This window comes from Paenibacillus sp. NPDC058177 (assembly GCF_042883835.1).
GTDB classification, from domain to species: Bacteria; Bacillota; Bacilli; order Paenibacillales; family Paenibacillaceae; genus Paenibacillus_AQ; species Paenibacillus_AQ agri.
This window is the reverse complement of record NZ_JBHVVB010000001.1, coordinates 1,708,613-1,720,882: the sequence shown is the minus strand read 5'-3', so window position 1 is coordinate 1,720,882 and position 12,270 is coordinate 1,708,613. Positions and strand designations below refer to the sequence as shown.

Annotated in this window: 13 protein-coding genes; 10 read left to right on the top strand and 3 right to left on the bottom strand. The window is 48.3% G+C overall.

Translation table 11 applies throughout. The annotated features are described in order from the left end of the window. Positions 1-61 precede the first annotated feature (61 nt). Positions 62-349 carry a stage VI sporulation protein F gene (locus ACFVU8_RS08195; RefSeq protein WP_175374571.1) on the top strand — a complete coding sequence of 96 codons (288 nt, stop codon included), beginning with the start codon at positions 62-64 and terminating at the stop codon, positions 347-349. A 121-nt stretch (positions 350-470) separates the two neighbouring features. Here ACFVU8_RS08195 and ACFVU8_RS08190 read toward each other — a convergent pair whose 3' ends face one another. Next, positions 471-1,349, bottom strand: coding sequence for a YitT family protein (locus ACFVU8_RS08190; protein WP_387426727.1), 879 nt, complete (start codon positions 1,347-1,349; stop codon positions 471-473). Positions 1,350-1,405: 56 nt separating this feature from the next. Continuing rightward, entirely contained in the window at positions 1,406-1,771 is a 366-nt protein-coding gene (locus ACFVU8_RS08185; protein ID WP_379466208.1) for a hypothetical protein, read from the bottom strand. 182 nt (positions 1,772-1,953) lie between these two features. On the opposite strand from ACFVU8_RS08185, the gene ACFVU8_RS08180 reads away from it, so the two are divergent. Beyond that, on the top strand, positions 1,954-2,367 hold the full coding sequence (locus tag ACFVU8_RS08180) for a DUF2500 domain-containing protein (protein ID WP_387426725.1): 414 nt from the start codon (positions 1,954-1,956) through the stop codon (positions 2,365-2,367). Between the two features lie 168 nt (positions 2,368-2,535). Here ACFVU8_RS08180 and ACFVU8_RS08175 read toward each other — a convergent pair whose 3' ends face one another. Next, on the bottom strand, positions 2,536-3,462 hold the full coding sequence (locus ACFVU8_RS08175) for a C40 family peptidase (protein WP_379466206.1): 927 nt from the start codon (positions 3,460-3,462) through the stop codon (positions 2,536-2,538). 334 nt (positions 3,463-3,796) lie between these two features. Between ACFVU8_RS08175 and ACFVU8_RS08170 the strand changes: the two genes are divergently transcribed. The 8 genes from ACFVU8_RS08170 to ACFVU8_RS08135 all read left to right on the top strand — a co-directional run bounded on the left by ACFVU8_RS08170 (position 3,797) and on the right by ACFVU8_RS08135 (position 12,232). Next, positions 3,797-4,873: an ABC transporter substrate-binding protein gene (locus ACFVU8_RS08170; protein WP_387426724.1), complete on the top strand. Its 1,077-nt coding sequence runs from the start codon at positions 3,797-3,799 to the stop codon at positions 4,871-4,873. Positions 4,874-4,932: 59 nt separating this feature from the next. Then, a complete protein-coding gene (locus ACFVU8_RS08165; RefSeq protein ID WP_387426723.1) occupies positions 4,933-5,853 on the top strand; it encodes an ABC transporter permease in 921 nt (306 codons plus the stop codon). Further along, the gene (locus tag ACFVU8_RS08160) at positions 5,846-6,640 is read left to right on the top strand and encodes an ABC transporter ATP-binding protein (protein WP_175374577.1); all 795 of its coding nucleotides are present in this window, start codon (positions 5,846-5,848) and stop codon (positions 6,638-6,640) included. Before ACFVU8_RS08165 ends, ACFVU8_RS08160 begins: the two co-directional genes overlap by 8 nt. Positions 6,641-6,834: 194 nt before the next feature. Further along, positions 6,835-7,626 (top strand): SDR family oxidoreductase, encoded by a 792-nt coding sequence (locus ACFVU8_RS08155; protein ID WP_379466203.1) that lies wholly within the window; start codon positions 6,835-6,837, stop codon positions 7,624-7,626. A 193-nt stretch (positions 7,627-7,819) separates the two neighbouring features. Continuing rightward, complete coding sequence (locus ACFVU8_RS08150; protein ID WP_175374579.1) at positions 7,820-8,536, top strand: MgtC/SapB family protein; 717 nt, start codon at positions 7,820-7,822, stop codon at positions 8,534-8,536. A gap of 86 nt (positions 8,537-8,622) precedes the next feature. Further along, positions 8,623-9,612, top strand: a complete 990-nt coding sequence (locus ACFVU8_RS08145) for an aldose 1-epimerase (protein ID WP_387426722.1) — start codon at positions 8,623-8,625, stop codon at positions 9,610-9,612. A 339-nt stretch (positions 9,613-9,951) separates the two neighbouring features. Next, a complete protein-coding gene (locus ACFVU8_RS08140; protein ID WP_387426720.1) occupies positions 9,952-10,620 on the top strand; it encodes a TraX family protein in 669 nt (222 codons plus the stop codon). 91 nt (positions 10,621-10,711) lie between these two features. After that, positions 10,712-12,232, top strand: a complete 1,521-nt coding sequence (locus ACFVU8_RS08135; RefSeq protein ID WP_387426719.1) for a copper amine oxidase N-terminal domain-containing protein — start codon at positions 10,712-10,714, stop codon at positions 12,230-12,232. Positions 12,233-12,270 lie beyond the last annotated feature (38 nt).

Here is a 12,270-nt window from a genome sequence, read left to right as displayed (position 1 = left end):
CACATGGGGCAAGGCTCCCTCATATACTTTGAAAGATTGGATATGACGGGAGGTGCTGCACTTGGGTTACCAACAATATGGAATCAGTCCCCAACTCGTTGATCGCATCAAGGTCAAGATGAAGAATAAGGCGGTCAAGGAACGCATCAAAACTATGATTGAAGGAGTTTCAAAGAAAGAGCTGCAGGAAACGGCAACTGTCCGCAAGCTGGTACGGAATTCATCTGCTGTGCTCAATGAGAAACTGACCTCTGCGCAGGAAGAACAGATTGTGAGATTTGTGATTGCGCAGAAAATAGACCCGAACAATACGTTTCACCTGATCCGGCTTTGGGGAATGTTCCGTTAAGGAACCCACAGTCTGGTCAGCCTTCTTCACAGCAAAAAAAGCGTCCCCTGTCGTCTGACGGGGAACGCTTTTTTTTGATTTGCAAAATCTGAAATCCAATCAGACTGCTAAAGCACAAGAGCTATTCTTTCTTATCATTTAAAAATAATCTGCGTCTCCGGGCGCTCTCGGAGGATTTGAAAACAATCCGTGAATCCGGATCGGCCTTACGGATCAATTCAGTTAACACTTTCTCCTCTGTCCTGTCTGTGAGGCAGAACAAAGTGCCTTGCTGGCCGTCATGCCCACCTTCGCCAATAAGTGCCGCCTCACGATCCAGCTGCTCCTTTAGGACCCGCTGGATGTCCTCACAGCGGTTGCTGGTAATCCAGGCGGATCTGGAGGGCGAAAGTCCGCGAAGAGTGAGGCGTACGCCTTCAAAGGCGAGCAGGTAGGCGATGATGGAATACATCGCTTGATCCCAGCCAAAGAGTGCCCCTGCTGCAAACAGGATGGAGCAATTCAGCAGCATGATTACAATCTCATAAGATCGGGGCGGCCCGCCGCTCAGCAGAGAGTAACCCTGATCGCTGGCGCTGGCCTCCTGATTCATTCCGCCAAAGCGGACGGAGATGCCGACCCCAAGACCAAGACAGATACCTCCGGCGATGGCCGCGGGCAGCGGGTCGCCGATGATGGCCGGGAACTGGTGTAATGCCAGAGAGCCTATCGTAAGGCAGGCCAGCCCCAGTACTGTATAGAGAGCAAACCGCAAATTGAGTTGTTTGCGGGACATAAAGATAAAGGGCAAATTAAACAAAAACAAAAACAGTCCAAGCCGCATTTCTGTAGTATGAGCAAATAGGGCAGACAGCCCAGTGATACCTCCAACGACCAGGCCGTGGGGCATCAGAAACAATTCGAGGCCAACTGCAGCCAGAAGCGCGCCTGCGATGACAGCGAGAATGCGAAATCCTTTGCTGCCTGGGCGCCTCCGAATGCCGGCGAAGCCGGTCTTCATAAGCATTCCTCCCTTCAGCAGGGAACATTTTATTTTAAATAGTGCGTCATGTAAGTCTAATAAGCTGCTACGAATTTTGAAGTGAATTTTAAAGGGTCCAGCCATTGTCGCAGCAACCATTTATAGATTAGCGGACAGAAAAGTATACAGAGCACAGGCAGTATAACATATTCAGGGGCCGGGACGGTGTTCCCTGATGGCTTTGTTTTTAACACAGGTGTGACCATGTCGTTATGGGGCTTCAGGCGTGCATGAGGCATGCTTCTACGTTCATAACGTTCGGACTCGTAATTCTCTGCTTCCTGTTCGCTGCTGTTAAAAGTCTCGAAAGACCAGGCTGGCGGAAGGGTCAAAGAAAGCACTACACTGAGCGTAATATTCAACAGCCAAACTAATGCAAAACGGCTTGCAGATCGTACCAAGGGAACACCTCCTTTCCTGCATTTATTACTAAAAGCATAACATACGTTCTGAGATTGCTCCAAACCCGATTGCCAAAAAACAGGCCTTTCCAACGATGAACGAACGAAACCGAGCCCCAATAACCGCGTAAGCTGTAGTAAAGAATGCTTTAATGATAATTTTATGAACAGGAGGGATGGATTTGAACGGATGGGACGATTTTGGCGCTTTTCGCAAGCAAAGTTTCTTTGAAGGGTTTCTGGGAGATGTCCCTACATTCTTCAAGATTTTTTTCGTGATCTTTCTGCTTGTTTTTATTTTTATAATTTATAAAATGGTACAGAACTGGTTAGCATATAAAGCCAGCCCGTTGAGCGCAGGGTATTATCAAGCCGTTGCTAAACGCAGCGAGGTATGGGGAGGTTCAGGGGACCACAGCGCCAGCACTAGTTACTATGTGACCTTCGAGGATGAGGGCGGTAACCGTGTAGAGCTCCAGGTTCCGAATTCGGTATACGGATATATTATTGAAGGCGATACCGGAGAGCTAACCTACCAGGGTACAAGATTCAAGGATTTCCAACGGCAAGGAAGCAGATCGGGTTCACGGCTATAAAGCGGGACCGATACTTTCGGGGGAAATTGAAAACGATGGATGGCGAAGCCGCATTTGGAAATATCGTGATTGTAGAGAATATGAAGCTGTTCATCTTATTAAGTGGAAAAGGGAAGACCAGAGGGGGATCTCCCCAGGTCTTCCCTTTTTGTGATCTGACGAGAATGGCTACAGCACCCGCTGCATGTGCAAAACGACATTGCTCCAGTAGCCGGTGTCCAGCTCGCTGATCTGAACGCCGGGATCGCCCCAGGTGTGAATGAACTTTCCGTCGCCGATGTAAATACCGACATGACCTGGAATGGCATTGTTTTCGAACCGTCCGGGGACGGTGAAAAAGATCAGATCGCCAGTCTTCAGCTCGTTCCGATTTACACGCGACCCCAGATTGTCCTGATCCTTGGCCAGACGGGGCAGATTTAACCCGAACTTCTTGAAGACATACTGAGTAAAGGAAGAGCAATCGAACTTTTTACTTTCTTCGTATGGGGCAGCGCCGAATTCATAAGGGACACCAAGAAAGGATTTTGCGTATGACACAAGCTCATTGCTCTGAGAAGGAGAAAGACTCTGGATCTTTAATGGCCTGGCTAGTTGGTTCTGACCTTCTTCAATTGCGGTATCATTTACCGTTGGGGTTGCGATATTAATCTCCCCGGTATACGGGTTCCAGGCCACTTTCGTCTGAAGCAGCTTCGAAAGCGCCTTGGGCGTCATATAGATCTGGCCATTACGGAGCTGAGGGGCATCACTTAAGGAAACCTTTTCACCCAATGACAAGACCTCGGTTGAACCAGGACGAAGCTTGTACATCACATCAGTGTAACCAATGCTGGTATATCCGTCCGGCTTCTTCTCGTCCTTCATTTGGTAGCCGATGGAGGCAATAGCAGGGGAGAGAGGGATCCAGAACTTTCCGTTAGCGTCGGTGATCTTGGCTTTCTCATAATAGCTGGTAGCAGGCGACCCATCAGGAGTCAGTGATCTTACTTTTGCGGTTTCCTTGGGCTGATAATAGCTGCAGGCTGTACAAGCCAAGACAGTGCACAATAAAAGGGCTGCTGCAGCGCTATTTTTTTTGGAATATTTCATCATATCACACGCTCCATATCGTAAGCTTTAATGTTAAGTTTGCACAGGTAGCACTTTTTTATGTGAGCTTAAGATAGTTAATCCATTCCAACCTGTTGATTGTGTCAGTTATTCTCCATAATGGAGGGAATTTTGTTAGGATATTGTTAAATGTGAGCGTGTTATATGTGATTGACGGATATACGACCTCCATATAATATAAGTTTAATAGATTCGCATGTGCTTCTGTGAGATTCGTGTAAGCTTTCGCTTTAGTGCATTCATCTATAAAAGCGATAATGCTTTACCACTACTTCTGATGCACGCGCTGATACTGTACAAGAAAAGGGGTTATCAAATGAAGAAAAAGAATATTTTGCTAAGTTTGAGCATGTGTATGTTGCTGCTTGTGGCAGCGGGCTGCGGTCCCAACAGCAACAATGCGGCTGTTAATTCGGGAGCTGGGAATTCGAAGGAAAGTGCTGCAGCTACCGAAAATACGGGTAGCGGGGATGCCAAAACCTACAAGATTGCCATCTCGCAGTATGTTGAGCACCCGTCGCTTGATGCTACTCGTGAAGGTATTCTGGCTGCACTCAAGGATGCAGGAATTGTTGAGGGCGAAAACCTGAAGGTAGATTTTGAAAATGCCCAGGCAGATCAGGCCAATAACCTGTCCATCGCCCAAAAGATTGCAGGGGATAAAAATGATCTTGTACTGGCGATTGCGACACCTTCTGCACAGGCGGTAGTGCAGTCCATCAAGAATGACACACCGATTCTGTTCGCGGCAGTAACGGACCCGCTTGATGCGAAAATTGTCAAGGATCTCGATCATCCGGGCGGAAATGTCTCCGGGGCATCCGATACAAATCCGGCAGCAATCACTGAGCTAATGGATTTCATTGCGGCACAATTTCCGAATGTGAAGAAGCTGGGTCTCGTTATTAATGAAGGAGAGCCTAACGCAGTAACGATGGCGGGAATAGCCAAGAATGCGCTCGACAAGCACGGCATTGAACTGGTTAAAGCAGCGATTACAAATACTTCCGAAGTGAAGCAGGCTGCTGAATCGCTCGTTGGCCGTGTCGATGCATTGTACGTCACACTGGACAACACTGTGGTAGCGGGGATCGAGCCGATCATCCAAACGGCAAATGCCAATAAGCTTCCTTTCTTCTCCAGTGACCGGGATACGGTTGAGAAGGGCGCTTTTGCCACAGTAGGTTTCAAATACTTTGACCATGGTTACCAGGTTGGACAGATGGCTGCTGAAGTGCTGAAGGATGGCAAAAAACCTGGAGACATGAAGGTTAGCATGCAGGAGAAGCTTGATGTTATTTTGAACCTGAAAGCGGCAGCAGCACAGGGCATTGAGGTTACCGACGCGATGAAGAGCGCAGTCAAAGACCCGGCTAACAGCATTATTCAATAAGACATGACACAAGGGGCGATTCTGAAGAACGCCCTTGCCGCTTAGGGAGGAAGTCAGCGATGATGAATTCGATGCTTGGTGCTACGGAACTGGGCTTACTTTATGCTTTTATGGCTTTAGGGGTATACATTACTTTTCGTATTCTTGATTTTCCGGATCTTACGGTGGACGGAAGCTATACTACCGGTGGCGCAATAGCCGCTGTTATGATCTCGCATGGGTACTCGCCTTGGTTGGCAACGCTGGCAGCATTGGCCGGAGGGATGGCGGCAGGCATATGTACGGGACTGCTGCACACTAAGGGCAAGATTAACGGTCTCCTATCAGGTATCCTGATGATGATTGCCCTATATTCAATTAACCTGCGCATTATGGGCAAACCCAACGTCTCGTTAATGGGTGCGGATCTGATATTTGGCTCCGTGAATCCGTTGCTGATTATGCCGTTCGTAGTTCTTATTGTAAAGCTGCTAATGGACCTGTTCCTGCGTACTGATCTCGGCTTGGCTTTGCGGGCTACCGGAGATAATGCGCGGATGATCCGCAGCTTTGGGGTGAATACAGACAATACTACGATTCTGGGGATTAGCTTATCAAACGGTCTAGTGGCGCTTTCAGGAGCCCTGATCGCTCAATACTCGACCTTTGCTGACTCCTCTATGGGAATTGGGATGATCGTCATCGGCCTGGCCTCCGTAATTATTGGCGAAGCGATCTTCGGCTCCGGGAGTGTATTCCGGGCAACACTGGCGGTCGTTCTGGGCTCCATCGTCTACCGGATCGTGGTCGCACTGGCCTTGCGGGTGCCGTGGCTGAATGCCTCGGATCTTAAGCTCATTACAGCTGTTATCGTCATCGTTGCGCTGGTATTCCCTTCGATTCAGCGTTACTTAAAGCAGAAAAATGTTGGACGCAAGCGGACAGAAGAATTGGCTGAGCAAGCACTCCGCAGTAAGAAAGGGGGCGCACTCGATGCTTAAACTGGACAATGTATCTAAGCTGTTTAACCCTGGAACATCTGACGAGAAAATTGCTTTGCTTGGTATCGATTTGGAGCTCCATCCTGGTGATTTTGTTACGATCATCGGGAGTAATGGTGCCGGTAAGTCTACGCTGATGAATATTATTTCCGGGGTAATGAAGCCTGATCTTGGCGAAGTGCTGATTGAGGGCAGTTCTATCAGTGGTCTGCCTGAGTTTCAGCGCAGCCGCTGGGTGGGTCGGGTCTTCCAGGACCCGATGGCAGGTACAGCTCCGCATATGACGATTGAAGAGAATCTGGCAATGGCCTATAAACGAGGCAAGAACAGAGGGCTGAGCTTTGGGGTTAATGCGGCGAGACGGACAATGTTCCGCGAGCAGCTAGAGCGTCTGGGCATTGGCCTGGAGAATCGGCTACGGGCCAAGGTAGGGCTGCTGTCGGGCGGGGAGCGGCAGGCGCTCAGCCTGCTGATGGCGACCTTCACGCAGCCGCAGATTCTGCTGCTGGACGAGCATACGGCAGCGCTTGATCCTTCCCGTGCGGAGCTGATCACGAAGCTGACGGAGTCCATTGTCCGCGAAATGAAGCTGACCACCTTGATGGTCACCCATAACATGGAGCAGGCGATTCGCCTGGGGAACCGGCTGATTATGATGGATAAAGGATCGATTATTCTCGATATCGATGCCAGCCGGAAGCAGGATTTGACTGTGGAACGCCTGCTGGGAGAATTCGAGGCTATTAGCGGGCACAAGCTGGCAGATGACCGGATCGTGCTTGGTTAATGGTAAAGCCCGTATATCATAAGTAATTAACAGCAGGCAAAGAGGCAGGGATATAAGGTCCGTTGAGGACTTTATATTCAGGCCTTTTTGTTGTACAGAAGATACGCTGCCGATTCATGCACTCGTATGCGAGGTAAAGGTTAGGGAAAGAACTGATCTTGAAGCATGCAATATGATAAGGAGGATGGACATCCATGGCAGAGAACCAGTTGAAAGGTAAAGTAGCGATAGTGACAGGTGGAGGATCGGGTATAGGCCGAGCGGCAGTGCTTGAATTCGCCAGACAAGGAGCAAAGGTGGCTTTATTGGACCGGACAGTGGATAAGGCGGAAAAGGTGAAACGACAGGTGGAACAGGAGGGTGGCCAGGTTCTGGTCATCGGATGCGACATTGCCGATCCCGGGCAGGTGGAGGCAGCAGTTAGACAAGCGGCTGAGGCTTGGGGACAACTGGATATTGTCTTCGCCAATGCCGGTATCAATGGCGCTCTGGCCCCGATTGAGACGATGGATATCGAGAGCTGGGATCAGACCATTCAAATTAACCTACGCGGAACGTTTGCTACCGTGAAATATGCGATTCCTTATTTGAAAGAAAAGGGTGGCAGCATCGTCATTACCAGTTCGATCAACGGAAACAGGGTCTTCTCCAATATTGGATTTTCCGCATATAGCACGACGAAAGCTGGTCAGGTGGCCTTTATGAAGATGGCAGCGCTGGAGCTGGCTCAATTCAAGATTCGCGTGAACGCAATCTGCCCGGGAGCCATCAAAACCAACATTGATAAGAATACCTTTCCTTCAGATGATTTAGGTGAGGTGCAAATTCCTGTGGAGTTCCCCGAAGGGGATCAGCCGCTGGAAGAGGGTCCAGGAAGTTCGGAGCAAGTCGCCAAGCTCGCACTGTTTCTGGCCTCTGACAACTCAGATCATATCACGGGTACAGAAATCTACTGTGACGGGGCAGAGTCGCTGCTGCATGGCTAGTTCCGACTAATTCGATCTGACCTTGCATATGATGAACTGAACGTTTTTTCTACCTAAAACGGATTTCTGCCCCGCAGCAGATTTACGGTGTATCAGGCCGTGCCTCTCAGGGGTTGAAATTCCGTTTTTGCTTATAGAAAGGGGCAGGGCTTTCAGTTATAATGGATTATCTGTGAGGAGAGGAGAATACAGGATGGAATTACATTTTGAATCGATTATCAAACTCTGTGTGGCCATGCTGTTCGGGCTGTTCATCGGTATCGACAGACAGATTAAGCAGAAACCGCTGGGGATTCGGACCAGTATGGTCATCAGTATTGCGAGCTGTCTCGTTACGCTCGTATCTATTCATGCGTTCGACAAGTTCGCTGGACCGGATCATCCCAATATGGACCCGATGCGGCTAGCTGCGCAAATTGTGAGCGGGATCGGTTTTCTGGGAGCAGGTGTGATTCTGCGTAGAGGAGGCGATGCGATCTCCGGATTGACCTCTGCAGCGTTGATCTGGACGGCTTCTGGCATCGGGATCGCGGTGGGCGCAGGATTCTATGAGGAAGCGGCTTATGCAGTTGCATTGCTGATGTTTGCTGTGAACGCTGTTCCGCACCTGATTAAGGCGATCGGGCCACAGGTGCTTAATAAGCATGAGGTTTCCGTCAAAATCATTATGGAACCCAATTACGTATTGACAGACGTCATTCTTAAAATTGAGAAGCCTGAAGCCATCTCGCAGAAGCGGCCGAAAGGCTATGTCAGAACCATTCGCCGCATAAAAATTAAGGATTTGGATGACGGCAGGCAATTGATTGATATGGTCCTGTCTACGCCAGACCGGGATTATGCCACGGAAATCTATTATGATATCAAGAAGATTGAGCATGTTATGAGTGTGGAAGTAGAGCAGTTATAAAAGGTCATGTTAACGCTTGCGAAGATGTGGTAATCTAACAAGTGGAGAGTATTTCTGAAGGTACTGAAGGGAGACTGTACACAATCATGTCGATTACAGCATTTGAAGGGCAATATGAAGGCGAAGCTGCCATCTGGCTAAAAGCCGGGCGTTATGAAGCGGCTCTACTACCGGGGATCGGCGGCAACTTGATTTGCTTCCGTGATACGGAAAACGGTTACCGTTTCCTGCACGAGCCAGGAGCGGAAGAGATGGAAGACTTTAAAGCCAGTCCTGGCATTCATGGTATTCCGGTACTATTTCCTCCGAACCGTTACGAGGATGGTAAATTTCCGTGGAAAGGACATACCTATCAGTTTCCTGTGAATGAGGCGGCAACCGGCAATCACTTGCACGGGTTCCTTCATACGACAGCCTGGGAGGTTGAGGAGTTCGGCAGTAGCAAGACAGAAAGCTTTGTAACCGTCAAAATAAAAGTGGATGAGAATCACTCCTCTTATCAATATTTACCGTTCAACTATACGATCAAGCTGCGCTACAGCCTCGGAGAAGGCGGTTTGTCCCAACAACTGCTGGTACATAATGACGGCCAAGAGGAAATGCCTTGCCTCTTAGCATTCCATACGGCGATCAATGCACCGTTCGCTCCGGGAAGCACCTCACAGGACTACCGGGTGAAGCTTACGCTTGGACAACGTTGGGAACTGAATGAACGGATGCTTCCTACCGGATCTTTCCAGGAACTGCAGCCCGAAGAAATTCAATTACGTGATGAAGGTGTGAATCCGTTCTATGCTTCAATGGATAACCATTACACAGCCGTGGCTCAAAACGGACGCAATCGGATGGAACTGACAGACAGTCAAGCCGGAGTTACGCTAGTCTATGATGTAGGTGCCTCCTACAAGCAATGGATGATTTGGAACAATGGTGCGACAGAGGGCTTCTTCTGCCCTGAACCGCAGATTAACCTTGTAAATGCTCCGAATGTAGATCTTCCGGCGGAAGAGATTGGTTTGTTTAGTTTAAAGGCGGGCGAATATTGGGAAGAGACCAGCCGTTTATATGTAAAATAAGGTAGGGTGTTTCTTCAAAATTAGTATTTGGTAGATAGGTCTTAAAGTCCTATATCGAACTGGAAACCGCTCTTTTGAAAATGGGAACAGAGACCCTGTACCATGAAGAGAGCGGTTTCTTCTATTTCTATATCCCACGTATACAAGGCTCTTCAACGCCTTTATATTTCACCGCTTTAAACTGTTATTGTAGCATGTGGTATTTGCGTCTTTATGCAATATCCAGTTAGTATGAATTTTACATATTAGTAGAAGGGACAGGCTTGCGATTGAAGATAAACCATTGGATAATAGGTTGAAAATCAATCTGTCCCTTCCCGAGGCTAAAGGAGGAGTGGAATGCAGATTCTTGCAATGGTGACCATGCTGATCGATCATATCGGCGCCATCTTTTTTCCGGGCGAAATGACCTGGAGATATATAGGAAGAATTGCTTTTCCAATCTATTGCTATGCACTTGTACAGGGGCACATCCATACCTCATCCCGTTCCAAATATGTACTTCGGCTGCTCTTCATCGCCTTGCTGGCCCAGATACCATACAATCTGGCCTTGAATCCGGGTGGATGGAATGTCGTATTTACACTATTGCTTTCGGTGCTTGTGCTGATCGTATTAGACAAACTGCCCAGTCCTTGGTTGGGTGTACCGGTCGTTGCCGCTGCTGTGCTATTGATGGAATATTACCCGCTGGACTATAACGCTTACGGTCTGCTGCTGGTTCTCATTTTTCGCTATACGAGATCGCATGGGCTGGTGCTGGCACATCTGGCGCTCAACATATTCTATCTATTCTACTACGGCTGGCTGATACAAATGGCGAGTCTTGTTCCGACCCTGGCAATTGTATACGCACCAGCCATATGGACAACTCTGCAGCGTCGTCGTGTGCCGCGCTGGGTGTGGTGGTCTTTCTATCCGGCTCATCTTGCAGTATTAGCCTTGGTACGAGGGCTAGTGAATGATCAGTGGATGCCTATAGACTGGATGCAACTGCTTAAGCTGTAGTGGAACATCATCGACAAGAATAGCGTTTACAAATCTTGGCTTGGTTGAGATAATGAATTGATTTCACAAAATTCGGAAGAGGAGACATGCTATGAGAAAAATCAAATCGAGAGCCCTATGGTTTATGCCTTTCATTGCGCTTGTGCTGGTTCTGGCAGGTTGTCAATCAGTTGGTGGATTCGATGTTAACAAGGCGCTGCTTGGAGATTTGGATGTAAAGTCGTCCGAATACAGCACGAAGTTATCCTTGGCTGCTGTGCCGTCTAGTGACAAACTTAGTGAAGAGGATCAACAGATTGTAGATCTTATTAATTCTTTATCTTTGAATGTAAGCAACTTGAAGCTGCAGGATAATGGTGATATTTCCGCAAAAGGAACTGTGGGCTACAAGAAGTTGAACTTGCCGTTCGCATTCTTTATGGATAAGGAAGCGATCGTACTTAATGTAGAGGGTGCGAAACAGCCGTTCTATTTCCCAATTGCTTCTTACGAGAAGGAGTTTGGGGTCGCAGGTCTGGATCCAGCCAAAGCGGAAGATCTGTCCAAGCTGATTACGCAATTTGTTGTTAAAAATCTGCCGAACCCGGGTGTAATTAACGTCTCGAGCGTTAGTGAGGCAGTCTATGGCGAGCAGCTTAATCTGACTAAGCTGCATGCAGAGGTGACAGGCCAAGAATTGCCTGCACTTCTGAAAACATTCCTAAAATCGATATCTAAGGATACCGAGGGCTTCACTACTTTGATCAGCGGTCTTTATGACTATCTGTATCCAATTGTTAAGGCCTCGGGTGTTAATGCAGACGACTACCTCAATCTTGGTCTCGGCGATCTTCCGCTGGATGATAAAGAGGGTGTTGTAACCGTTCTGCATGACGCGGCGAAGCTAGCTGTAGATTCTTTGCTGCTTGTTTATGACAAGGAGCTTGATAATCTGTATGAATACGAACCTGAATTGAAAACAGTGCTGAGTAAGGATACAAAACTTCAAGTTGACCTCTATGTCGACAGTAGCTTCCATATCCGCAAGCAGAATATCGATCTGAATATCGCGCTTCCGCAAGTGGATGGCATTCCGCTGAAAAGTATTTCTTTGAAGGCAGAGTCGCAAGCCTGGAACATTGGGGGCAAAGTAACGGCTGATCACCTCAGCACAGAGGGTGCCCTGGATGTTAATAAGGTGAACTTGACTCCAGGAGAGACGCTGAGAAACTTTGAACCAGGGTCCGATGTGTACCGTCTGCTCAAGGACGAAATCGGTATCACCAAAAAGTCGCTTGTGATTGCTCCAGATGATGATTATTACTATCCGGTTGTGATTGATAATACGACTTACGTACCGCTGCGCTACTTGGCAGAGGATTTGGATGCAACCATTAAGTGGGATGGAGCAACCAGAACGATTACTGTCACTGATGATTTACAGGGTGACCAGTTAGTGTTCAAAGTCGGTTCTGCTCAAGCTACGCTGAATGGAACCAAGATTAATCTTGGTAAGGCTGTATTTATTGATGAGTACGGCGATGCCAATGTGCCACTCCGCGTTCTGGCGGAAGCCCTGCATGGCAAGGTAACCAGAGACGAAGAGGGCTGGATTTACATTAATCGTAATTAGTACACGTAAACAATTATAGGCAAGAGTAAGGCCGCTTT